The following is a 23,788-nucleotide window of genomic DNA, read 5'->3' as shown; positions in this document are numbered from 1 at the left end:
AGCGGTAAATGGTTATTACATCCACACCAATTCTGTTATTCATGAAAAAAACATTTTTGTTTATGATAGTGCCGCTGCTATTCGCTTGTAACAGCCCGGCAGATAAAAAAGTGGCCGACAGCGCGACAACAGACACCACCGTAGCAATTGAAACCGAGGTTAAACCGGATCAATTGATTACGCCCGGTAAAGGTATCGGTCATCTTACAATTGATTTACCAGTAGACAGCGCCATAGCTAAACTGGGTAAACCTGACTCATCCGACGCGGCTATGGGTAGCAGCCTGATGGCCTGGTACAGTAAGGACGCCGATAAATACCGCACCGCAGTTTTTGCCCGTCGCAATATGGGTAACGATGAAGTTAGCCGTATCAAGCTCATCATGGTGAGTTCGCCATGGTTTAAAACGGATGACGGTATTGCAACGGGTACAACGCTTGCTGATATAGAAAAGAGCTATCAATTAAAACCCGTTGATAACACTGCCGCCGCAAAAAAAGGTTTGCTTGTGTATGATGATAATGCAAAAGGGATAACCTTTGACGTTGACAGCGCCAGCAAAAAATGCGTTGCTATTACCGTTCATCAAGCTAACGAAAAGCCGGGTTCGTATATTAATATGCATTAAATAAAAAAGCGGCAGACTGATTTAGTCTGCCGCTTTTTGATCCGTATAGATTCCTTATTTCTTTTCAGGCATAAGTATAAGCTTTATCAGGTTTTTACCGCTCAGATATTTGTTAGCGGCATCCTTTGTGCTTTGTACCGTAACTTTCTCGGCAGTTTTAGGGTAATATAATATGCGGTGCGGAGGCAAATCATATTGCGATCCGCTGGCCAGGTAGCCCGCCCAGAAATAGTTTTCGTGCAGCTGTACTTGTTTCGAGCGCATATCTTCAGCCTTGAATTTTTGAATATCTGTGGCCTGCGCGCCGTTGGTTTTAATCTTGTTGATCTCATCCATCGTGGCGGCTATCAGCTTGTCCACATTTTCGGGAGCGCAGCCAAAGCTTACCGTAATGGTGTATCTGCCTGTAGGTATTTTTTGGTAGATAGACCGTACGCCAGGCGCGTAAACGCCGCTTTCCTGCTCGCGTAAGCGCTCAATCAGCTTAATGTTCAACACTTCCTCAAGCGCGTCGAGCTGCATGTTGTTCACCTCGCTATAATCATAGTCTCCGCTGAATACTAATTGCACGGTACTCTTTTCGCCAATACCTTTGTTTACTGTTTTAGAAACCAGGCCGGCAGGCGGGTACATGCCAAGGTCTTTATACGTTTTTTTGTTTTCGGATGATGGCAGGCTGCCCAGGTAGGTAGCTAATAACGGTTTAATGGCGTCAATATCAAAGCTACCTACAAAGGTGAAAACAAAGCCATTCGCGTTGGCAAAGCTGCTTTTATAAAAATCGTAAGCCTTATCAAGCGTTGCGTTATTAAGCCGTTCGGTAGTCGGAACCATCGCCCTGAAATTATAGCGGTTTAACACCGCCGATACGGTGTCCTGAAATACGCTGTTTGGGTCAAGGTTGCGGTTAACCAGCAAAGAACGGTACTGGCTTATGTTTGATTCCCAAATATCCTTATCCTTACGCGGCTGTGTAAAATAGAGGTAAATAAGCTGTAGCGCCGTACCCAGATCCTTAGTAGTGGAGTTGCCGCTAAAGCCCTGCGTATATTCGCTGATGTAAGGCTCAACCGATACACTTTTGCCGGTCATCATTTTTTGCAACTGTATTTGATTAAACTCGCTTACACCGCTATTGCCCACAACACCCGATGCCATGCTGGCCGAAGTATAATCAACATCGCTTACCACTGATGTGCCGCCAAAGCTGTATCCGGTAAGTATTACCTGGTTGTTTTTAAAATCGGTAGGTTTTAAAATAGCCTTTACGCCGTTTTTAAAAGTAAGCGTGGTTACACCAATAGAGTCGTCGCGCATTTGGTCAACAATTTCGCCGGCATCAGGTATGTTCTCAATAAGCGGTTTGGTACTTACGTTATCCACGTAGGCAGTAAGGTTTTTACCGGCTTCGCCTATCCATCCCAGCAAAGCTGCTTCGGTTGGCAGTTTTGGCTTTTCGTTATCAGGGGCTTCAACAATAATGCTGCGGCTTTGTCCGGCAATAACGCGGGCGGCCATGGCATTCATTTGTTCAAGGGTGATCTTGTCGATATTATCCAGGTAAAACTGGTATTCCCAGGCTATACCCGGTATACCCGATCCGTTTAAAAAGTGTTGCTGGTATTCGCTTACAAAGTTTGATGAACGTGTTTTATCACGCTCCTTATACGCATCGCCCATTTGCACCAGGGCGTTCTGCTTGGCACGTTCAAACTCCGTTAAAGTGAACCCGAATTTGCGGGCACGCTCAGTTTCGGCTACCAAGGTTTTTACCGCTGTTTCCAGTTCACCCGGGCGGGCCACCACTGTAGCGGTAAAAGCATCCTGCTTGCCAATGAAGTTACCGTAGGTAGCACTACCGTACAAAAACGGCGGGTTTGATTTTTGCAGCAGCTCGTTCAACCTTGCGTTTAGCATCTGATTAAATAATCCGCTGCGCATGCTTTGCAGGTATTCGGCCGTGGTGCGCACCTGTGTGCCAGGCATCTTAACAATTATCTGCGCTACGGTGTATGGAAACTCAGGGTCGGTAGCAAATTTAACACTGGTGCCGGGCGCTGAGGTTACTGTATATTCTGTACGCGGTTTTGGCGAAGCCGGGTTTTTAAGCTGCGAGAATTTCTCTTTTATCAGCTGTTCTACTCTTTTCGGGTCAAAATCGCCTACGGCTATCACCGCCTGCAAATTCGGGCGGTACCAATCATCGTAAAAACTTTTTATGGTAGCCAGGTTAAAGTTTTTTATAACGTCCTCTTTACCTTTTGGCAAACGGGTGGCGTAGCGCGAGTTGTTTAGTATCACCGGTAGTACCTGCTGCTGCAAGCGTTCCTGCGCGTTTTTACCACGCAATCGAAGCTCCTCTAATATTACACCTCGTTCTTTATCCAGTTCTGCCTGATCAAATGATACATAACCCGCCCAGTTAGCCAAAATGTCAAAACCGCGCTCAAATACCTTGGCGCTGTCTGTAGGCAACGGTAACTGGTAGACCGTTTCATCGAATGAGGTGAATGCGTTAAGATCGGCACCGAAGCGTACACCTGAACTTTGCAAAAAATTCACCAGCGCGTTTTTCGGAAAGTCGCGTGTGCCGTTAAAGGCCATGTGCTCGGTAAAGTGTGCCAGGCCCTGCTGTGCATCAGTTTCCAATATTGATCCGGCTTTGTTAACCAGGTATAGTTCGGCACGGTTTTGCGGCAAACTGTTTTGCCTGATGTAATAGGTTAAGCCGTTAGGTAATTTGCCGATAATAACATCTTTATCAACAGGCAGTGTAGCGGCTTTAACCTGTGCTGCCGGGTTAGTGGGTTTTTGTTTTGGCGATGGTGCAGGTTTCTTTTTTACCTGCGCGAAAGCTCCGGTTGCGGCAACGCATAAAGCCAGCGCCGCAACCGATAGTTTAAAATCAATACGCATATTTAATTAAGGGACATGTATCTAAAAACGAAAAACTTAGTTCCGGAAAATTAGTAAATAATACGCTATCTTAAAACTTAAAGCAAAAAAGTTACCTTTTAACAAAGCCTGAACAATCGCCTCATAAAAAATTAACACAACAGTATGCTGTTGTTGCTGTTAAACTATTATAAATCACCCGTTATGAAAGAAGTAAACATGCCCGAAGGGTACCAGGCCGTAATGCCTTACCTCATTTTAAAAGATGCCTTGAAGTTTTTTGATTTTACCTCGGCCGTATTTAATGCAGAAAAGAAAACGCGTACCCTGCGCGATGATCAAACGCTGATGCATGGCGAGGTGAGTATTGTAGGTAGTACCATAATGTTTGCCGAGGCTACCGACGAGTATAAGGTGCAGAATGCCGGTATGTTTGTTTACGTGGATGATTGCGACAATGCTTACCAGCTGGCACTTGATGCAGGCTCGCAAAGCATAATGCCGCCGGCCGACCAAAGCTATGGCCGCAGTGCAGGCGTTACCGATCCGTTCGGCAACACCTGGTGGATAACATCGGCCCAGTAATTATTTTTTATGCGAGAATAACCATGGCAGCAGGTCCGGCTCGGCAAAAGCCTGTGTCCAGCTGTCGTGCATGGCAGTTGGGTATACCGTATAGCGCGGGTCGCCGCCTGCTTCGCGGATAGCGGCTACCATCACTTCGGAGTGATCCGGCGGCACAACATTGTCCTTAGCGCCGTGGAATATCCATAAAGGAACTTTTTTAGCATAGATTTTTGCATTAAGCGTATTATCTCCACCGCAAATAGCAAACGCGGCGGCAAATACTTTAGGCTTGCGGCGCAGCATCTCGAATGTGCCCATGCCTCCCATTGAGAGGCCGCCAATGTATACCTGCTTTTTGTTTACATATGGCTTATCCAGCAATTCTTCTGTTAAACCCATCAGCGCTTTCATGGCCTTGGTAGGTTCGGCCTTGGCATCCTGAAAATAAAACTTGCGCTTGCCGGATAATGAGTCTTTCCTGATATCGACGTTTGACCAATAGCTGTCCGCCGGGCATTGCGGGTAAACCACAATAGCCTGGTGCTGCTGTCTCACTTCCTGCGATAGAAAGAGCTTGGTGCCGTACGCCAGCTGCGCTTCATTGTTACTGCCGCGCTCACCGGCGCCATGTAAAACAATTATTAACGGGTATTTGGTGTTGGGGTCAAACTGAACCGGGAACAATATACGGTAGCGGAGGGTGTCGCTTTTTTCGGCGTAAAGCCCTTTATCAAAAGCAGTTTTATCCTGCGCGCGGGTAATGCCTGCTGCCAACAAGGTAAGTACGAATAGCAGCGTGCTGAATTTTTTAATCATGCTATGGTAGTAAGTTGAATAATCCGCAGATCAAGAAGTAAACGTAATAAACTACGATAAAATTGCCAACAGGGTTGGTACAGCTTAACATGTAGCGACTGAATTGGTTTTAATTACCCATTTGTTATTCACTAATTAGGCTCTAAGATAGTTTAAAGGGCATTATGGGTTTTGAAAAATGGCTCACCGGGCAACTATTAAGCAGATGCCAACTTAATTAAATGCCCTGCTTTAAAACCCTTTGTTGTGTGCAAAAGTTATATCATTGCATTAATAGCTTTGTTATGAGATCAATATGGAAAGGTTCGATAGGCTTTGGGTTGGTAAGCATTCCGGTTAAATTATATTCGGCTGTGCAAAGTAGTTCGCTTGATCTGGATATGCTCGACGGGCGAGACCACTCACGTATTAAATACCAGCGCGTAAACGAGAAAACACATAAGGAAGTTCCCTACGATAAAATTGTAAAGGGCTATAAACTGGATGAGGATTATATAATACTTGAAGAGCGTGATTTTGAAGATGCAGCGCCCGAAAAAAGTAAGGTGATTGAGATTGAGAGTTTTGTGGATATTGCCGACGTTAACCCGATGTTCTACGAAACATCGTACTACACCGAGCCCGATACCAAGAATAACAAGGCTTACGCCCTGCTGATGCAGGCATTGGTTAAATCAAAAAAAGCCGGGCTTGCCCGTTTCGTATTACGCAGTACCGAAACGCTTTGTATTGTGCACCCAGTTGAAAACGTGCTGGTGGTAACCAAGATCCGTTTCGGGCAGGAAATACGCAGCACGGAAGACCTTAACATTGCCGATGACGTAAAAGTGAGCAAGAAGGAGCTGGATGTGGGCTTGGCGCTAATCAACCAATATGCTGAGGATTTTGATGTGTCTAAATTCAAAGATGAATACCATGAGGAGCTGCTGAAGATCATTCAGGCAAAAGCCAAAGGCAAGCGGCCAACCATCAAAAAGCTAAAACCACAGAAAACTAAGGGAACCGATTTGTATGAACAATTGATGGGAAGCCTTAAAGCAAAAAAAGGTGCATAATTAATTGATCGGCTACAACTATGTAGAATATAACATACAGATCATTTCGACAGCGCAGGTTATCAAATATAAAATATTGAGACAATGGTGCTTTGTAAAGATAATTCAAAATTTATCCTAATAGTTAATTGTGTGGCATAAAATTAGCTGATGCTATGGTAAATAACATCTATCAATTATGGCAACCACAAAAGCAAAATCAAAAAAAGCTGAAACCGAAACCACAGAGATTGCGGAAGAATCAGCATTGAACGAATTATTTATTGACGAGTTAAAAGATATTTACTGGGCAGAGAAACACCTTGCAAAGGCGCTGCCTAAAATGGCCAAAGCTGCAACATCTGATGAGTTGCGCGCCGCCATTGAAACACACCTTGAAGAAACCGAAAACCAGATAACCCGCCTGGAATCTGTTTTTGAGTCGGTTGACGAAAAAGCGGCCGCCAAGAAATGTGATGCGATGGAAGGTTTGATAAAAGAAGGGGAATCGATAATTAAAGATACAGAGGATGGCAGCATCACACGCGACGCAGGTTTGATCTCGGCTGCTCAAAAAATTGAGCATTATGAAATTGCGTCTTACGGTACGTTAAGAACCCTTGCCGCAACGTTAGGTTATGATGAAGCAGTTGAACTGCTGGACGCTACCTTGCAGGAAGAGAAAAAGACTGATGGTTTGTTAACCGAACTTGCGGAAGCGGGTATCAACCAAAATGCTAAAAGCGAAAAGAAATAGTTTTAGCGATTAATTTGATTTATGAGGGGCCGCTTCTAAACAGGAGCGGCTTTTTTGTTGAAGCAAGTCGTTCTGATTGATATAAATATCGGTAATAAAAAAAGGGAGCATTTGCTCCCTTTTCTAATGTTATTTAGCGATGGTTTACACCGCCGTATCTCTGCGGATAATACCTAGTAACAACGCTATAACAGCAATTACTAATAAAGCGTGGATTAAACCTGTTGCAGTGTAAGCGAATACGCCAATTGCCCAACCAATTATCATGATCACAGCAATAATATACAGTAGAGATCTCATAGTTTTTTATTTTTATAGTTAAACATAGATAGATATTGGTTTAATACCATAAACTGTGCCGAAACTGCTTTTAAGCGTATTCGATAGCAAAAAAGGCCGTTAGCGCTTAGCTAACGGCCTTTTTTGTAAACACTTTAGTTGTAATTACAGATTAAGCCATTTCTTTCTAACAGCTAACTGTTTCTCGGTAGCATTATCTGCCGGTTCAACTTTATATTTAACGCGGGTACTTTTTAACAGGGTAACAGGCAGTACCAATTGCTTGCCATCGCGTGTAACGGTAAAGTTTACTTTGTCGCCTACCTTTTTGCTGTTAATTAACGATTGCATATCCGTAACCGGGCTACCGTCAATAGCTGTAATTTCATCATTCACATTTAATCCATCAACCCAGGCAGATGAACCTCGGCTAACGGCCGTTATCATGATGTGGTTATTTGCTGTTGAAGTAGCCACGCCCAACGCAGGTGTGTTACTACCGGCAAGCTCATCGGTAACTTTATAACCGGCATAACCTAAGTAAAGTGCATTGTCGGGCAGTTCAACGCCATTAACATATTTTTTATAAAAGTCGTCCAGGTTTTTACCGGCGAATTTTTCAAGGCCAAGCTTAAACTCCGCATCGGTGTAACCACGCTTTTTCACTTTGTAGTACTCGTTGTACATGTATTTCATCACATCGTCAAGCGAGTATTTGCCGTTTGAGCTGTTGATAATTTCCAAGTCGAGCATGTAGGCAATGATAGCGCCCTTGCCATAATAAGATATGGTTGAGTTATTCGAGTTTTCGTTAGGGCGATAAAACTTGATCCAGGCATCAAAGCTTGATTCTGCCGCCGATTGGATCTTACTGCCCGGCTGATTGTCGTGGTTACTCAGGCTGGTTGCCAATGTATTTACATAACCATCCGCAGGTAATAAACCGGCATGGCGCATGGCCTTAGCCTCGTAATAAGCGGTAAAGCCCTCGGCTATCCAAAGGTTGGTGGTGTAGTTTTCGTTCTCATAATCAAACGGACCAAGCGCTATCGGGCGCAGGCGTTTTACATTCCAGAGGTGGAAATGCTCGTGCGATACCAGTTCCAGGAAGCCAAGGTAGCCGCGCTCTGTGCTATAAGCATCGCGCGAAGCGCCTAATACAGTAGAGCTCAGGTGCTCCAGGCCGCCACCACCGCGTTGAAAATTGTGCACAATGAATACATAGCGCTTGTTCGGGTTCTCGCCAAACGTTTTGGTGTGCTGCTCTATCACTTTCGGCATATCTACTTTAAGGCGTTCCTTGTCGTAATTGCCGCCGCCATACATGGCCACCTCGTAGTTTACATTGCCTACCTTAAAGCCAAAAACGTCCTGCGTGCCAACTTCTATCGGCGAATCAAACAAGATATCATAATTAGGCGCCGTCACCGTAAACTGGTCACCGCCTACGGTTTCTAAACTGGTTGATACGGTTGTCCAGCCTTTGTAGGGCACTATTTTGATGGTTGATGGCTGGTTAAGCATTCCCTGCGGGTAAAGAAATAACCCTGAAGTTGACAGGAAAGCGTGCGATGCATCAATAAAAGCGGTACGTACCGATATTTCATTAGCGTAAACGCGATACTTCACTTTAAGCGTTCCTATGCCCGCGGTATTTATACGCCAGGTGTTTTTATTTACTTTTCCGGCCGGTATTTCTTTGCCGCCGTTCCAGGCGGTAAAGCCTTCAACGTTCTTGGCAAATTCGCGTACCAGGTATGATCCGGGTGTCCAAACCGGCATTTTAAGGTTAGTTGTTTTTTGCGCCAGGCCGCTGATGTTCATCTCAATATCAACGTAATGCGCCTGCGCTTCAGGAAAAGAAACCGTGTAGCTGATTTTAGCCGCGGGTGCCGCGTCGGCCGTAATGCTCATTAAATTCAGTATTAAAAAAGTATAAACTAATGATAGAAAATTTTTCATCCGGCAATTTATAAAAAATTGCCCTGCGCCATAAAGTTTTTGTAACACAAATGAGATGTAAAATGGTTGATACATAAAACCTTTTATGCGCCAATTGCGATTATTTTGCCGGAGGTATTCTGGTACATGGAACAGCCTCAATATCAACTTTCGCTAAGCCTTTGAGGCACATTGTAAATTATGAAGATCAGATATATTATTTATACCCTGCTGGTACTGCTGGTAGGCTATTTATTGTACAACAAGTTTTTTGGCGAAGGGGCGTCGAAAAAAGAAGGCGCAGGCGGAGCTAAGGGAAGCCGTAAGGGCGGACCAGTGCCGGTTAACGTTTTGCTGGCTCATGATACCACCCTTAATACCGTTATTGATATTACCGGAACTATAAGCGCTAATGAGCAGGTAAACCTGGTTGCCCAGGCATCGGGAGATGTAACCGGCATTTATTTTAACGAGGGCAGCCGTGTAAAAAAGGGACAACTGCTGGTGAAAATTTATAACCAGGATCTGCAGGCGTCGCTGGCACAAAATAACTACAATGTAACGCTGGCCCGCGAAAACGAAAACCGCAACCGCCAGCTTTTTGAAAAGGAAGCGATAAGCAAGCAGGAATACCAAACCTCGCTGGCGTCATACAATGCGCTTAAAGCACAAAGCGATGCTATAAACGCACAAATAAAACGCACCGAAGTAAGGGCGCCATTTTCCGGCACTATTGGTTTGCGTAATATTAGCCCGGGTGGTTATATATCGCCGCAAACGCCAATAGCTACGCTGGTAAACATTGATCCGGCCAAGCTTACCTTTTCGGTTCCTGAAAAATACCTTTCGTTGGTTAAGGTGGGTAACAAAGTAAAGTTTACTACCGAGAGTGCCTCAAAAACATATAATGCTACGGTTTATGCCATCGAGCCTTCGGTTGATGTAAACTCGCGTACAATAACCGTGCGTGCAAGGGCTGCCAATCCGGATAACGAACTTACCGCAGGCAGCTTCGCAAAAATAAGCCTAGCGCTAAACCAGATACCTAAAACCTTTATGGTGCCAACGCAAAGCGTAATTCCGGATATAAAAACCAATTATGTTTTCGTAGTGGATAGCGGAATGTCGGTACAGCGCGAAGTTAAAACAGGTTTGCGTACCGATACGCAGATTGAGATTACCGAAGGTCTTAAAAATGGCGACAGCGTAATTGTATCGGGCATTATACAGTTGAGGCAGAAAGCGCCTGTTAAGGTACAAAAGGTGGTGAAGAAATGAGTTTATCGTCGGTAAGTATAAAAAGGCCGGTACTGGCGGCCGTAATGTCGGTAACCATTGTGATATTTGGTATTGTGGGCTACCGTTACCTGGGCGTGCGCGATTTTCCTTCTGTCGATCCGCCGATCATCTCCGTATCCACTTCTTATTCGGGAGCTAACTCGGATGTTATAGAATCGCAAATAACCGAGCCGCTCGAAAAAGCTATTAATGGCGTGCAGGGAATCCGTAACATATCATCAACCAGTTCGGTAGGTTCAAGCAATATTACCGTAGAGTTTGACCTGGACGCCGACCTGGAAACCGCTGCCAACGACGTGCGCGACAAGGTATCGCAGGCACAGCGCCAGCTACCGCAGGATATCAACGCGCCGCCGGTGGTTACCAAGGCCGATGCTAATGCCGACAATATTATCACCCTGATTGTAAGCAGCAATACGCGTAACATTATGCAAATAAATGATTACGCGGAGAACGACCTTCAGGAGGCTTTGCAGACTATCCCCGGAGTAAGCTCCATCAACATTTTAGGTCAGCGCCAGTATGCTATGCGTTTGTGGATCGATCCCAACAAGCTAACGGCAATGGGGCTTGCCGCTACTGATATCAGCACAGCGCTCGCGCAGGAGAACGTGGAGCTGCCTGCCGGTAAACTGGAGGGCAATAACACTGAGGTTACCATACGTGCCATTGGTAAATTACGCACGCAGGATGACTTTAATAACATGATCATCCGTGCCGATAGCAACAAGGTGATACGCTTGCGCGATATTGGTTACGCCGTTTTAGGCTCATCTAACGAGCAAACCGCACTTAAGGAGGATGGCGTACCCAAAGTAGGCCTTGGCCTGGTGCCGCAGCCCGGCGCAAACTACGTGGAGATAGCCGACGAATTTTACCGCCGCCTGGAGCAGATCAAAAAGGATGTGCCGCCGGATATTCAGCTTAAGGTAACGATGGATAATACCAAGTTTATCAAGCAATCTATCAAAGAGGTGGAAGAAACGCTGATCCTGTCGTTCATACTGGTGGTAATCATCATCTACCTTTTCTTCCGCGACTGGCTCATTGCTTTCCGTCCGCTGATTGATATACCGGTGTCACTGGTAGGTACGTTCTTTGTAATGTATACCCTTGGATATTCTATCAACATACTTACCCTGCTGGGTATTGTACTGGCAACCGGTTTAGTGGTGGATGATGGTATTGTGGTAACCGAAAATATCTTTAAGAAGATTGAAGAAGGCATGGCGGTTCGTAAAGCCGCTTTCGAGGGCTCAAAAGAAATATTGTTCGCGGTTATATCAACCTCAATAACGCTTGCTGCGGTGTTCCTTCCCATTATATTTCTGCAAGGGTTTACCGGGCGTTTGTTCCGTGAGTTTGCAGTGGTGGTAGCATGTGCTGTGCTGATATCAGCTTTTGTATCGCTATCGTTAACACCAATGCTGAGCGTGATCATGATACGTAAGGATCAGAAGAAATCAAACTTTTACTTAAAAACCGAGCCGTTCTTCGAAAAGATGACCAGTGGCTATACTGAAACGCTGATCAACTTTATGAAACGTAAATGGGTAGCCGTGGCGGTATTGGTGGCATCTGTAGGCATCGCTGTGTTTTTCCTGACATCAAAAACCATCCCGTCAGAACTTGCCCCGTTGGATGACCGCAGCATGCTGCGCTATAACGTTACCGCCGTGGAGGGCGCTACTTATGAGTACATGACCAAGTATATGGATAAGGTGGCGCAGCTGATCACCGATTCCATACCCGAAGCCAATGTTAACCTGGAGGTCATTTCGCCGTCACGTGGTGGGGCCGGATCTGCCAACTCAGGTTTTGGCAGGATAGGCTTGGTGCTGCCCGACGAGCGGGAACGATCGCAGCAGGAAATTGCCGACTGGCTCAACGCCAAGCTTGCTAAAATGCCCGATGCGCGTGCCCTTGTATCGCAGGAGCAAACCATAAGCGGCGGCGGTAGCGGCGCCCGTAACTCATTGCCGGTGCAATATGTTATCCAAAACCAGGATTTTGAAAAGATCCGTAAGGTACTGCCCGACTTTTTTGCCGAAGTACAACGCAGCCCCGTTTTTCAGGGTACCGATGTTAACCTGAAATTCACCAAGCCCGAATTACGGGTAAATACCGACCGTGACCGTGCGCGCGACCTGGGAGTTTCGGTAGCCGATATCGCGCAAACGCTGCAACTTTATTACAGTGCCGGGCGGCTCGATTACTTTTTAATGAACGGTAAACAGTACGAGGTAATAGCACAGGTTGACCGTGCTAACCGCGATCAGCCGCTTGATATGAAATCGGTATACGTGCGTAGCGCGCGCGGCAGCTTGGTGCAGTTGGATAACGTGGTACAGGTTGCCGAAAGTTCTGCGCCGCCATCCATCTATCACTTTAATCGTTATAAGTCGGCTACGGTACAGGCAGGGCTGGCACCGGGTAAAACCATTGGTGACGGTTTGGAAGAAATGGATCGCATCGCAAAAAAATATCTCGACCCTACGTTTAGCACCGCACTTAGCGGCCCTTCAAGAGATTATGCCGAAGGTGGTTCGGGCATTCTGTTCGCGTTCGGCTTTGCGCTGGTGCTTATATACCTGGTGCTTGCCGCGCAATTTGAGAGTTTCCTTGATCCGTTGATTGTTATGTTTACCGTACCAATGGCTTTGGCCGGTGCTATGCTTTGCTTATGGCTTTTTGATCAAACCTATAATATCTTCGGGCAGATAGGTATCATTACACTCGTGGGCCTGGTAACTAAAAACGGTATCCTGATCGTAGAATTTGCCAACCAGCGTATGGAGCACGGCGTGTCAAAATATGAGGCCATTGTTGAAGCCGCAACCTCACGCCTGCGCCCGATTTTGATGACCAGTTTAGCCGTTATTTTAGGTGTGGTGCCTATTGCCTTTGCACTGGGAGCGGGTGCAAAAAGCCGCGTTTCGTTAGGAATTGTTATTATGGGGGGCATGTTGTTCTCATTGATACTCACGCTGTATGTCATACCTACCATGTACCTCATTATGGCACCTAAAAAGCGCCGCGACCCTGACCACGAACCCGAAGAGGAACCCATACATCAACCTAAACTTATAGAGAACCTGTAATGATTACGATGAAAAGATTAGGTTTATTGTTTTTATTCATACTGTGTGCAGCCCGGTTAACTGCACAGCAGGCGCCGCCTAAGCTTACGTTGCAGGAAGCAGTGGAGTTAGCGTTGAAAAATAATTTTAACATTAAGCTATCGCAAAACAACGCCGCTATAGCCAAAAACAATGTAAGTGTTGGTAATGCAGGCATGTTGCCGTTTGTTACTGCTGATGTAACCTCAAGCAACAGTATACAAACCACCCGGCAAACACGTGCCGATGGCACCATAAATAACATTACTAATGCACGTAACACCGGTATTACCTATGGCGTAAACCTCGATTGGACTATTTTTGACGGTTTTGCCATGTTTGCCAATTATGATGAGTTAAAGGAACTGGATAAATTAGGCCAGCTTCGTTTACGCGATACAGTGCAAAGCATGGTAGCCAATGTAATAACTACCTATTACAGTTTAATAAGCCAGGACGCGCAGATCAGGGCGCTGAATGGCGTACTATCAACCTCGCGCACGCAGGCGCGATATGCCAATGACAGGTACCAGGTGGGCAGCGCGTCGCGGCTGGAGCTTAACACCGCGCTTGTAAATGCCAATTTAGATACCGCCAACTTAATAAACCAGATACAGCAGTTCAGGTACACCAAAATTCAGCTCAACCAGTTATTGGTTCGGGATGTACAAACCGAATTTGTGGTGGCTGATACTATTATTGTTGACGAGAGCCTGAAACTTGCTGATATTATTAATGAAGCACAAACCCAAAACCCGGCGATATTAGCCGGGCAGATTAATAAGCGTTTAGCCGAAATAAATTTGCGGCAGGTGAAAGCTACCCGTTATCCGCAAATTGCCGTTACATCGGGCTATACTATAAGTGATAGCAGGAACCCGGCCGGTTTTGCCAGGGTGCAAAACGCGCGAGGCTTTAATTATGGTGTAACCGCCTCATTAAACATTTTTGATGGCTTTAACCAATGGCGGCGCGAACGCAATGCAAAGTTGGAGATACAAAACGCCGAACTGAATTTTAAGCAAAGGCAGCAGGATATAGAGGCAACTATCAGCAACTTTTTTATCAGTTATGCTTCGGGGCTTGAGTTGATCAAGATAGGGCAAGCCAATAAGGATCTGGCTAAACGGAACCTGGAACTCTCGCTTGAAAAATACCGCCTGGGCAATATAACCCCGCTGGAAATACGTGAGGCTCAACGCGCTTACCTGGATGCGCAATCGCGCTTTTCGGCCGCGCAATATCAATCAAAACTGGCCGAAATAACGTTGAAACAGCTGACTAACAGGGTAGATATTAAATAAAAATTTATAAGATATTATTTTAAAACATTAAATTTGGTTAATGTTTGCCCCTTTCAAATTATGTTTATTGATTGACGATAATTACATCGATAATTTCGTTACGACCAGAATGTTGGAGTCGGCAAACTTTGCTGAAAAGATAGTGGTATACCAGTCGCCATCAGAGGCTATTGACGCGCTCAGGGATGGCAAGGTAAAACCCGATGTGATATTTTTGGATATACGCATGCCTGTAATGAGCGGGTTTGAGTTTTTGCAGGAGTATGATAAGCTGGGTATCGATAAAGATAACATCAAATTATATATGCTTTCGTCATCGCTCGACCCGACGGATATCCGTAAATCAACCGATAATAAATACATAACACAATTTATTCATAAGCCGCTTACCTTCCAGGTACTCGAGGATATTTGTACATGATATTAGTTGCTGATAGCGGTTCCTCAAAAACGGATTGGCTATTGGCTATTCCGGGTAAGGACCCCAAACCATTTAAAACCGACGGACTAAACCCATATTTTTTATCGGAAAAGGAGATCGTAAAGATCATGCAAAGCCAGGCCGAAAGCCTGCTTAGCTATGCACCCGATATAAAAGAAATATACTTTTTTGGAGCGGGATGTTCCAGTCCTGACCGGCATGAGATTGTATCAAATGCCTTGAGCCAACTTTTTCCGGATGCTTATGTAAGTGTGGACAGCGACCTTTTAGGGTCAGCCTATGCTACCTGCGGCCACGAAAAGGGGCTCTGCTGTGTGTTGGGTACTGGGTCAAATATTTCTTTTTTTGACGGTACCGATATCCACGAAGGGCAACACGGGCTTGGCTACGTTTTGGGCGATGAGGGATCAGGAACAGCCTTTGGTAAAGCGCTGATAACCGATTACCTGTATGGTAACATGCCTGCAGAAGTACATACGTTATTTAAGGATACTTATAAGTTGACCAAGGCGAGCGTGATTAAAAATGTGTACCGCATGCCTAAGCCAAACTCATATCTCGCCTCATTCACCCGTTTTTTATACAAAGTACGCACAACGGATTATGCACAGGACCTGATCAGGCGATTGTTGCAGGATTTTATCGATACCAACATTAAACCTTATCCGCAGCATCATCGCTACAAATGCCATTTTGTTGGCTCGGTAGCTTTTGTATTTGCCGATGAGCTAACAGCTTTGCTGGCTGAAAACAACATCAAAACAGGTAAGATAATTAAGCAGCCAATAAATGATTTGCTCGACTTTGTACTTACCCGAGAACAGGAGCAGTTGGATTGATTCGCTTCCTAAATTTAAGATTAAAAATTACGTAAAATATTCCGATAATTGTTAACAGGCTTGCTGCTTTTGGCAGGTAATCGCCAAAGCGGGCATAGAATGTCAAATCGGAGTTAAGATTGATGTCTTGCTTAAGCGCGGACTGCACCCACCAGCCGCTATGCTGCACTATATCGCCACGCTGGTTAATAAACGCCGAAATACCCGTATTGGCAGACCGCGCTACCCAACGCCGGGTTTCAATAGCACGTAGCTTGGCATAATCCAGGTGCTGATCTTTGCCTGATGTGTTTTCCCACCAGCCATCATTGGTGATAATGGCAATGAATTGTGCGCCTTTTTTCACGGATTGCGCCACGTACTCTCCCCAGATGGATTCATAACATATAACCGGGTCAACGCCTATACCGCTTTGCGAATAGAATACGCCTGCCTCGGCCTGCTTGCCGTAACTGCCGGTGCTGCCGCCCAGGTGCTCAAACACCGGCTTCAAAAATGAAAGGTAATTTTCAAAAGGTAACTCCTCGGCGCCGGGTACCAGTTTCGACTTATGGTATATCTGTACCTGTGCAGAATTTTCAATATTTAAGGCCGTATTAAAGCTATCAAAAAACAACGTTCCCTTTGGGTCTGCCGGACGTGCTGAAGTAGTTTTACGGGTGTTGTACAATTTATGGGTTTCGGCGCCTGTTAACACGTTACCATTACGGTATTTGCTGATGAACTGCTGCACCTTTTCAAACTGTAGGTTATGGCGGATAGCATCCTCATCCATATTTTCGGCAAGAGCGGTTTCGGGCCATATAAAATACTCCGTATTCGGTTGCGCCAGCGAATCAGACAGGTGGGTTAATATCCTCAATTGCTCAGCATGGGGTATATTGCCTGATTTGCCGTAAGGGTCAATATTAGGTTGCACTACCACAATATTCGATGGGTTTTTCTGCTCCTGATAGTTGTAATAGCTGTATAGCGAAAAAGATAGGGGCAACAACAAAATGGCCAATGCAGTAGCTCCTAATTTCAGCCGTGCTTTGCCGTTCATATTTTCCGCAAAGCTTATGTAAATCAAAAACAGCAGAATGTTTATAATCCATATCCAAATGGTGCCGCCATAAACGCCGGTATACTCGTACCATTGAATCCAACTATGCGATACGGCGAAGCCATTGCCTAAGGTCATCCACGGGAAATTTAAATCCCAGGTTTGATGTAGGTATTCATATCCCATCCAAAAAATAACCAAACCGGTCAACGCCTTACCTCGTGACATTTTTAGGCGTACCCGGTAATATAACCAGCAAGCCAAAGACATAAGCAACGGACCTAATGAGTAAGGCACCAGGCTTATAAATACCGCCGCAACTGTACCGGCGTCTTTCAATGAATTGTAAACCCAGTATATGGATAGGGTGTTCCATATAAAGAACCCCAGAAAGGTTGTCCAATACAGCTTTTTGCCTTTATTAGCAGTTGCTGATTGGATGATGTTTTCCATTGCGAGCAGCATAGGCACAAAGCCTGCAAATAGCAGAAATGTGGTATATGATGTGGGCGGCCAGGCTATCCAAAGTAACAGGCCTGATAATATGGAAAGGAGTATATTTTTTTTCATGGAGATGCTACTGGTTAGTTAGCTTTATTGTTGCCTGGCTGATATATTCCTTCATTAACGGGTACGAAGCAATCAATGAGCGACTTGTCTGAAGAACAACATCCTGAAGAGATTGCTTCGTACCCCGCAATGACGCTTATGTTTACGTTTGTCATTTCGAGCGATAGCGAGAAATCTCTCTGCGTTCTTGGCAAAACGACAGTTTCTCCTCGTTCCTCGTTCGATATGACAAGGAGTTTTTTATAAGAGGGCTATTACTCCTTCCCCTTAACACATATTACAAACTCACCTTTTACGGTATGCGTTTCAAAATGTGTTTTTACTTCGGTTACTGTACCGCGTACCGTTTCCTCGAACATCTTGGTCAACTCGCGCGATACGGAGATCAGCCTGTCGGCACCAAAATGCTCGGCCATTTCGTCAAGCGTTTTAATTAAACGGTGCGGCGACTCATACAGTATAATGGTGCGCTCCTCGTTAGCTAAAAATTTATAGCGCGTTTGGCGCCCTTTTTTTAACGGCAAAAATCCCTCAAAGCAAAACCTGTCCGTAGGGAAACCGGAGTTCACCAGCGCAGGGACGAAAGCCGTGGCACCGGGCAGGCACTCAATGGCTATGTCATGTTTAAGCGCCTCTCGCACCAGGTAAAATCCCGGATCGGATATAGCGGGTGTACCGGCATCTGATATAAGGGCGATATTTTTACCTTCCTTTAAAAACCGGATGATCTCGTTTGATGACTGGTGCTCGTTATGCTGATGATGTGCAAAAACCTTTTGATGGATATCAAAATGCTTGAGCATCGGTGCCGAAGTACGGGTATCTTCAGCAAGCAGCAGGTCAGCTTCTTTGAGTACACGTAAAGCCCGGAGGGTAATGTCCTCCAGGTTACCTATGGGTGTGGGGACTAAAAAAAGCTTACCTGTCATATGCTTATGCAGGCTTAGCCCGCTATATTATGGTAAACGGCCTGTACGTCGTCATCTTCTTCCAGTTTGTCAACTATCTTAAGCGCGTCAACGGCTTGTTCCTCGGTTACATCAACAGTAGTAACCGGTATACGCTCCAGTTTAGCTGATTTGGTTTCGATGCCCAGCTCCTCAAGAGCTTTCTGCATCTTGCCAAAATCCTCAAAAGCAGTGTGTATAACAGCAATATCTTTTCCTTCTTCGTCAGCCTCCACAAATAAATCTTCCAAACCGGCGTCAATCAGTTCAAACTCCAGTTCTTCCAGATCTCGGTCGCCCGGCTCAAATGTAAATACCGATTTGCGGTTGAATACAAAATCAAGCGAGCCGGTTTTACCCAGCGTACCACCATGTTTGGTAAAGTAGCTGCGTACGTTGGCAACCGTGCGGTTAGTATTATCAGTAGCCGTTTCAACCAATATAGCAATGCCGTGCGGAGCATAGCCCTCATACACCAGCTCATCGTAATCCTTTTCATCGCGGCTTGAGGCGCGTTTAATAGCGGCTTCAACCCTGTCTTTAGGCATGTTTACGGCTTTGGCATTTTGCACAGCGGTACGCAGGCGCGAATTGGTTTCAACATTAGGGCCACCGGCCTTTACTGCCATCACAATCTCTTTGCCTAAACGGGTAAACTGCACCGCCATTTTGGCCCAGCGCTTAAATTTTCTCTCTTTACGGAATTCAAATGCTCTTCCCATGGTATATATAAAAGCCTGTTGTAATACAGGAGTTTTTTGCGTGCAAATATAGTTATTTATGTGGGTTTGTAATAAACAACAAAGCCCCGGGCGCAATGCCGGGGCCGTGTTAAAAATTGATCAGATTAGAAACGGTATGAAACCGTAACGCGGTAGTTACGCGGCGCTTCTGTTTGCCAGTAGTAGGCATTTAGCCAGCTGTAGTATGAGCCACTGTACAGATATTTATTGGCAACGTTGTACACGTTAGCGCTGATACGCATTTTGCTGCCTTCCCAAAACAGGCCGCCATCAATTTTAAAATAGTCAGGCAGGCGCACGGTTGACGGGCTCCAGGTATCGGTAGCGCGATCAAGCAAACCGGTAAAACCAGCTGATACCCCCGAACCTTTTAACGGGCCGCTTTGCAGTTTGTAGTTTAACCAGCCGTTAATAGTGTGTTTTGAAAAGCCTGGTACAACATCACCAACTTTTACAGAACCATCGGTAACATCGCCAACGCTGGTAACTTTTGAGTCGGTGTAGGCGTAGTTGGCTGTCAGGGTCAGGCCTGATACAATTTCGCCACGTAAGTCAAACTCAAAGCCTTTGGCACGGCGCTGGCCTAACAACATGCTGATAGGGTTGCCCGGAGTACTGTTTGAAGTTGGCGTAGCTTCATTGTTCTTGGTGATCTGGTATACGGCAACAGTAGTGTTCCACTGGCCGCCAAACCAATCGCGCTTAATACCAAATTCAATATTGTTACCGGTTATCGGTTTAACTGTACCGCCATTTATCAACCTTGCACCGGCTTGTGGTGTGAAGGCCTGGTCATATAAACCATATACCGAAGTTTGCTTATCAACTGAGACGCTTAAACCTAAACGGGGGGTGAATTTTTTAGCACTTTGAGGAGCGCCGCCAAATGAGCTTTGTTTTACATAGGTGTAACGACCAGCTACTGTTAAGCGGATCATGTTATCCAGAAAGCCTAATTCATCCTGAGCATAAAAGCCGGCATATTCCTGGTTTTGCGTACCACCGGCTTTTACCGCACGGGCTTCCAGGTTTTGTGTACGATCCCAAACCGGGAAGCCGTTAGAAGGCGTGCCATAATTAGGATTTAGGTTATCGAAAGGGGCGCTCAGCGTATCAAGCGAGTGCGATTGGCCCCAATCGGCAAAATAAGTTTTAGTGCCTACGTCAATACCACCTAAAATGCGATGACGGACAGCGCCTGTAGTAATGTCGCCGGTTAAGGTACCGCGTGCCATGGTCATCTCGCTTTTCGCGTCCCACAAACCTACGTAACGGTAAATCTTGTCGCCTTTTACAGAGTCGGGCCACATTGAAGCGCCGTTTTGGCCATAGTTAAAATAAGATGCCTCTGCGGCAAAATTCCAGTTATCACTAAGCTTATGGTCTAATTTTAGGAATAAGCTATGATCATTGATATTAGTTAGAGGCAGTCCTGGCTGGTATTGTGTAAAATCAACCGGATATTTGGCATACTCGGTACCAAATACGTAGTATGAACCTACGTTGGTCATGCGGGCATTTTGGTAAGTATATTCTGCAGTCAATTTCGTTTTATCATCAAACTGATAAGAAACTACCGGCGCGATAACAATGCGATTGTTATCTTCATAAGGGCGGTGTGAGCCTCTTTTTTGAGCGGCCAGGTTTAAGCGGTATAAAAATTTGCCATCTTTACTCAGCTTACCGTCCAGGTCAAGCGTGCTGCGATATAAACCAAAGCTACCGGCGGTTAACGTAAATTCACCTTTTTCTTGTCCTGTAGGTTTTTTGGTTACCACGTTGTATAAACCAGCCGGATCACCGTTTGATACCATGAAACCTGCCGGGCCTTTAACAAACTCGATGTGGTCAACAAAACTCATGTCCTCAGTTAACGGTCCCCAATAGGAGTTTACTACATTGAAACCGTTACGGAAAGCCTGTATTTGCGAGCCACGCATGGTGATGTTGGTATACAGGTCGCCCCAGTGCTCCAGGCGTACGGCACCGCTCACGTTACGTATCAAGCCGTCGCTCATACTGATGATCTGCTGATCGCGCAACGCGGTGTTTGATACGATTTGGATGTTCTGCGCAGCTTCAAGCACCGGCTCGTTCAGGCGTAATGAAGACGAAGGATTGTCGATTTTAAGTTTGTTATTTTTTTCCTTGATCTCCACCTCCTGTAGCTGCGCGTTGTTGATGTCAAGCACAAAATTTTCGACGGTGTTTTCGCCTGCTTTAATAACAACTTCCTTTTCTTGTTTGCCCAGGTTGATGGCAGAAACAACAATGGTATAAGTGCCTGCTCTTAAACGGCCGATACGATATTGGCCTCTGTCATTAGTCATGCTGCCGTTCCCGTGGTCTTTAACACCAACAGAAACATAAACGGCCGGACTCCCGTCGCGGGTGGTTACCGTACCACTTACACTGCCATATTGCTGCTGGCCAAAAGCTGAAGCAAATGCGAGTAAGATTGTAAATAGGGTAAAAAGTTTTTTCATTTTATTTGGAATAAGTCTAAATCAGCCGCAAAGAAAAGTAAATATCATAGCATTGTCAACCTTTATTTAGAAATAATCTAAATAAATTCATTATCTATTGAGAATAATTTTTAAACCAAATGATAATCAGGCAGTCTTAAACGTTATCCTGTTAGCAGATACCGCTATGAAAACAATGATGAGATATGCCAACGGCATAATTGCCGCTTTATTAATTATGCCTTTAGCGGCATTTTTTACTGCGAAAGATGCTAACAGTCTCCGGTTTCCATATGTAGCAGCGCATCTCACAAAAAATGAGGCCGCCGCCCATCTGCTTAGCAGGTTTACTTATGGAGCGACACCGGGCGAGATAGAAAAAGTTGCCAACGAGGGCCTGGAAAACTGGTTTGCCAAGCAATTGGAAGCCAGGCTGCCTGACGATTCTCTATCGGCATTACTGAATAATTATGACGCGCTGAAGTTGAGCAATGCAGAGGTATTAAAACAGTACCCTAAAAATGGCCAGGTATTGCGCATGGCCGTTAAAGATGGCTCACTTAATAAAGATTCAGTAAAAACTGACCGCAAAGGTTACCGCGATTCGCTTGCCGCTTACATGGAGAAGAATGGCCTGAAGCCTGAACGAGAACTGTTCAGACAGTTTATTAACCAAAAAGTGTTGCGCGCCACCTGTACCAATAACCAATTACAGGAAGTGATGACCTCGTTTTGGTTTAATCACTTTAATGTATCCATAACCAAAGGCAATTGCGCGCAGTTTGTTCCGGCTTATGAGCGGGATGTGATACGCCCTAACGCCTTGGGCAACTTTGGCGATCTGCTGCTGGCAACAGCTAAAGCCCCGGCCATGCTTTATTACCTCGACAATTTTAGCAGCGTGGGCGAAAAGGCACCGCGCATGACTAACCAGCGCCCAAAGCGTATGAGCGCTGATACTACGGCAATGATGGTAAGGCCACCTAAAAAGAAGAACAACCGTGGGCTAAATGAAAACTACGCCCGTGAGGTGATGGAACTGCATACGCTTGGTGTTGATGGTGGTTATACACAAAAAGATGTAACCGAGGCGGCCCGCATACTTACCGGGTGGACTATTTATCCTTTTGGGCAATATGGCGGTCAGGCTAAAAACGCGCTTACTAATTTGAGCGAAGATCAGTTGCAAAAACGAGGCTTTGTACACGAGGGCGATTTTTTGTTTGCTGCCAATAAACACGATGATGCCGCAAAAGTTGTTTTAGGCAAAAAATTCAAAGCAGGGGGTGGTTATGAAGAAGGCGTTGAGTTGTTGGAAATGCTCGCCCACCATCCATCAACCGCAAAGTTTATATCGCGCAAGCTGGCCGTGCGTTTTGTGAGCGATAACCCGCCCCAAACACTGGTTGATAAGATGGCCAAAACATTTCTGTCTACCAACGGAAATATAAAACAGGTGCTGACCACCATGGTGAACGCACCCGAGTTTTGGGCAAAAGATGCCGTTCGCGAAAAAACGAAATCGCCATTTGAGCTGGCCATTAGCGCGGTACGTGGGCTTGATGCTACCGTAACACAGCCTTACCAGCTGTATAACTGGATAAATAAAATGGGCGAGAAGGCATATTACTACCAGGCGCCAACCGGCTTTCCGGACAAGGGGCAATTCTGGATCAATACCGGCTCGTTACTTAGCCGCATGAACTTCGGGCTTGCTTTAACATCGGGCCGCATACCGGGTGTAAAGGTTAACTTAAAGGCGCTAAACAATAATCATGAGCCGGAGAGTGCCAAGGCGGCGCTGGCCACTTATTGTAAACTGATATTGCCTGAGCGCGACCCGGCAGCGACCATTAAACGGCTTACGCCGTTACTGAACGACCCGCAACTGGTAACTAAGGTGAACAATGCTTCGGCAAAGGTTGCGCCTAAAACTACCGATGCCATTACCGGGGCGGATAGTACCATTCGCCGCGAAACCAAAAAGCAAAACCAGGCTGTAATGCAGGCGAGCAATGGCAACAGCGCCATGCTGGCACAGGTTGCAGGCATTATTATAGGCTCGCCCGAATACCAGCGGCGATAGTTAAGGAGAAA

18 protein-coding genes are annotated in these 23,788 nt (G+C 45.6%); 10 read left to right on the top strand and 8 right to left on the bottom strand.

Annotation, left to right across the window (positions count from 1 at the left end; genetic code table 11):
- The first annotated feature begins 41 nt into the window (after positions 1 to 41).
- Positions 42 to 629, top strand: coding sequence for a hypothetical protein (locus tag LT679_RS11665; RefSeq protein ID WP_232177766.1), 588 nt, complete (start codon positions 42 to 44; stop codon positions 627 to 629).
- Between the two features lie 54 nt (positions 630 to 683).
- Here LT679_RS11665 and LT679_RS11660 read toward each other — a convergent pair whose 3' ends face one another.
- Positions 684 to 3,545 (bottom strand): M16 family metallopeptidase, encoded by a 2,862-nt coding sequence (locus LT679_RS11660; RefSeq protein WP_232177765.1) that lies wholly within the window; start codon positions 3,543 to 3,545, stop codon positions 684 to 686.
- Between the two features lie 183 nt (positions 3,546 to 3,728).
- Here LT679_RS11660 and LT679_RS11655 point away from each other — a divergent pair, with 183 nt between their 5' ends.
- A complete protein-coding gene (locus tag LT679_RS11655) occupies positions 3,729 to 4,109 on the top strand; it encodes a VOC family protein (RefSeq protein ID WP_232177764.1) in 381 nt (126 codons plus the stop codon).
- On the opposite strand, the gene LT679_RS11650 is transcribed toward LT679_RS11655, so the two are convergent.
- Positions 4,110 to 4,907, bottom strand: coding sequence for a carboxylesterase family protein (locus LT679_RS11650; protein ID WP_232177763.1), 798 nt, complete (start codon positions 4,905 to 4,907; stop codon positions 4,110 to 4,112).
- 284 nt (positions 4,908 to 5,191) lie between these two features.
- On the opposite strand from LT679_RS11650, the gene ku reads away from it, so the two are divergent.
- Both ku and LT679_RS11640 read left to right on the top strand, forming a co-directional pair.
- Complete coding sequence (ku, locus tag LT679_RS11645; RefSeq protein ID WP_232177762.1) at positions 5,192 to 5,962, top strand: non-homologous end joining protein Ku; 771 nt, start codon at positions 5,192 to 5,194, stop codon at positions 5,960 to 5,962.
- Between the two features lie 178 nt (positions 5,963 to 6,140).
- The gene (locus LT679_RS11640) at positions 6,141 to 6,698 is read left to right on the top strand and encodes a YciE/YciF ferroxidase family protein (RefSeq protein ID WP_232177761.1); all 558 of its coding nucleotides are present in this window, start codon (positions 6,141 to 6,143) and stop codon (positions 6,696 to 6,698) included.
- Between the two features lie 144 nt (positions 6,699 to 6,842).
- On the opposite strand, the gene LT679_RS11635 is transcribed toward LT679_RS11640, so the two are convergent.
- The gene (locus LT679_RS11635; RefSeq protein ID WP_232177760.1) at positions 6,843 to 6,998 is read right to left on the bottom strand and encodes a lmo0937 family membrane protein; all 156 of its coding nucleotides are present in this window, start codon (positions 6,996 to 6,998) and stop codon (positions 6,843 to 6,845) included.
- Positions 6,999 to 7,142: 144 nt separating this feature from the next.
- Positions 7,143 to 8,939: a M61 family metallopeptidase gene (locus LT679_RS11630; protein WP_232177759.1), complete on the bottom strand. Its 1,797-nt coding sequence runs from the start codon at positions 8,937 to 8,939 to the stop codon at positions 7,143 to 7,145.
- A gap of 180 nt (positions 8,940 to 9,119) precedes the next feature.
- Here LT679_RS11630 and LT679_RS11625 point away from each other — a divergent pair, with 180 nt between their 5' ends.
- From LT679_RS11625 to LT679_RS11605, 5 genes are read left to right on the top strand one after another with little or no spacing between them, the layout of a single operon-like run.
- Positions 9,120 to 10,196, top strand: a complete 1,077-nt coding sequence (locus tag LT679_RS11625; protein WP_232177758.1) for an efflux RND transporter periplasmic adaptor subunit — start codon at positions 9,120 to 9,122, stop codon at positions 10,194 to 10,196.
- A complete protein-coding gene (locus LT679_RS11620) occupies positions 10,193 to 13,318 on the top strand; it encodes an efflux RND transporter permease subunit (protein ID WP_232177757.1) in 3,126 nt (1,041 codons plus the stop codon). The genes LT679_RS11625 and LT679_RS11620 overlap by 4 nt, the downstream gene beginning before the upstream one ends.
- An 8-nt stretch (positions 13,319 to 13,326) precedes the next feature.
- A complete protein-coding gene (locus LT679_RS11615; protein WP_232177756.1) occupies positions 13,327 to 14,640 on the top strand; it encodes a TolC family protein in 1,314 nt (437 codons plus the stop codon).
- A gap of 40 nt (positions 14,641 to 14,680) precedes the next feature.
- Positions 14,681 to 15,061, top strand: a complete 381-nt coding sequence (locus tag LT679_RS11610) for a response regulator (RefSeq protein ID WP_232177755.1) — start codon at positions 14,681 to 14,683, stop codon at positions 15,059 to 15,061.
- Positions 15,058 to 15,921, top strand: coding sequence for an N-acetylglucosamine kinase (locus LT679_RS11605; protein WP_232177754.1), 864 nt, complete (start codon positions 15,058 to 15,060; stop codon positions 15,919 to 15,921). Before LT679_RS11610 ends, LT679_RS11605 begins: the two co-directional genes overlap by 4 nt.
- Here the strand turns inward: LT679_RS11605 and lnt are convergent.
- From lnt to LT679_RS11585, 4 genes are all read right to left on the bottom strand, one after another.
- Positions 15,893 to 17,536 carry an apolipoprotein N-acyltransferase gene (lnt, locus tag LT679_RS11600; RefSeq protein ID WP_232177753.1) on the bottom strand — a complete coding sequence of 548 codons (1,644 nt, stop codon included), beginning with the start codon at positions 17,534 to 17,536 and terminating at the stop codon, positions 15,893 to 15,895. The two genes, LT679_RS11605 and lnt, sit on opposite strands and share 29 nt — an antisense overlap.
- A 254-nt stretch (positions 17,537 to 17,790) precedes the next feature.
- Positions 17,791 to 18,465, bottom strand: coding sequence for a 16S rRNA (cytidine(1402)-2'-O)-methyltransferase (rsmI, locus tag LT679_RS11595; protein ID WP_232177752.1), 675 nt, complete (start codon positions 18,463 to 18,465; stop codon positions 17,791 to 17,793).
- Positions 18,466 to 18,479: 14 nt separating this feature from the next.
- Complete coding sequence (locus tag LT679_RS11590) at positions 18,480 to 19,205, bottom strand: YebC/PmpR family DNA-binding transcriptional regulator (RefSeq protein ID WP_232177751.1); 726 nt, start codon at positions 19,203 to 19,205, stop codon at positions 18,480 to 18,482.
- 125 nt (positions 19,206 to 19,330) lie between these two features.
- On the bottom strand, positions 19,331 to 21,712 hold the full coding sequence (locus LT679_RS11585; protein ID WP_232177750.1) for a TonB-dependent receptor: 2,382 nt from the start codon (positions 21,710 to 21,712) through the stop codon (positions 19,331 to 19,333).
- Positions 21,713 to 21,878: 166 nt separating this feature from the next.
- Here LT679_RS11585 and LT679_RS11580 point away from each other — a divergent pair, with 166 nt between their 5' ends.
- Complete coding sequence (locus LT679_RS11580) at positions 21,879 to 23,777, top strand: DUF1800 domain-containing protein (RefSeq protein WP_232177749.1); 1,899 nt, start codon at positions 21,879 to 21,881, stop codon at positions 23,775 to 23,777.
- Positions 23,778 to 23,788: the final 11 nt, after the last annotated feature.

Source organism: Mucilaginibacter roseus (genome assembly GCF_021215455.1).
GTDB classification, from domain to species: Bacteria; Bacteroidota; Bacteroidia; order Sphingobacteriales; family Sphingobacteriaceae; genus Mucilaginibacter; species Mucilaginibacter roseus.
Note: the sequence above shows the minus strand (reverse complement) of the source record. Positions and strands in the feature narration are given on the sequence as shown.

Bases quoted from the DNA above. Each gene is read 5' to 3' on its own strand.
- LT679_RS11665 (WP_232177766.1), top strand. From the start codon at position 42: ATGAAAAAAACATTTTTGTTTATGATAGTGCCGCTGCTATTCGCTTGT.
- LT679_RS11660 (WP_232177765.1), bottom strand. From the start codon at position 3,545: ATGCGTATTGATTTTAAACTATCGGTTGCGGCGCTGGCTTTATGCGTT.
- LT679_RS11655 (WP_232177764.1), top strand. From the start codon at position 3,729: ATGAAAGAAGTAAACATGCCCGAAGGGTACCAGGCCGTAATGCCTTAC.
- LT679_RS11650 (WP_232177763.1), bottom strand. From the start codon at position 4,907: ATGATTAAAAAATTCAGCACGCTGCTATTCGTACTTACCTTGTTGGCA.
- ku (WP_232177762.1), top strand. From the start codon at position 5,192: ATGAGATCAATATGGAAAGGTTCGATAGGCTTTGGGTTGGTAAGCATT.
- LT679_RS11640 (WP_232177761.1), top strand. From the start codon at position 6,141: ATGGCAACCACAAAAGCAAAATCAAAAAAAGCTGAAACCGAAACCACA.
- LT679_RS11635 (WP_232177760.1), bottom strand. From the start codon at position 6,998: ATGAGATCTCTACTGTATATTATTGCTGTGATCATGATAATTGGTTGG.
- LT679_RS11630 (WP_232177759.1), bottom strand. From the start codon at position 8,939: ATGAAAAATTTTCTATCATTAGTTTATACTTTTTTAATACTGAATTTA.
- LT679_RS11625 (WP_232177758.1), top strand. From the start codon at position 9,120: ATGAAGATCAGATATATTATTTATACCCTGCTGGTACTGCTGGTAGGC.
- LT679_RS11620 (WP_232177757.1), top strand. From the start codon at position 10,193: ATGAGTTTATCGTCGGTAAGTATAAAAAGGCCGGTACTGGCGGCCGTA.
- LT679_RS11615 (WP_232177756.1), top strand. From the start codon at position 13,327: ATGAAAAGATTAGGTTTATTGTTTTTATTCATACTGTGTGCAGCCCGG.
- LT679_RS11610 (WP_232177755.1), top strand. From the start codon at position 14,681: ATGTTTGCCCCTTTCAAATTATGTTTATTGATTGACGATAATTACATC.
- LT679_RS11605 (WP_232177754.1), top strand. From the start codon at position 15,058: ATGATATTAGTTGCTGATAGCGGTTCCTCAAAAACGGATTGGCTATTG.
- lnt (WP_232177753.1), bottom strand. From the start codon at position 17,536: ATGAAAAAAAATATACTCCTTTCCATATTATCAGGCCTGTTACTTTGG.
- rsmI (WP_232177752.1), bottom strand. From the start codon at position 18,465: ATGACAGGTAAGCTTTTTTTAGTCCCCACACCCATAGGTAACCTGGAG.
- LT679_RS11590 (WP_232177751.1), bottom strand. From the start codon at position 19,205: ATGGGAAGAGCATTTGAATTCCGTAAAGAGAGAAAATTTAAGCGCTGG.
- LT679_RS11585 (WP_232177750.1), bottom strand. From the start codon at position 21,712: ATGAAAAAACTTTTTACCCTATTTACAATCTTACTCGCATTTGCTTCA.
- LT679_RS11580 (WP_232177749.1), top strand. From the start codon at position 21,879: ATGAAAACAATGATGAGATATGCCAACGGCATAATTGCCGCTTTATTA.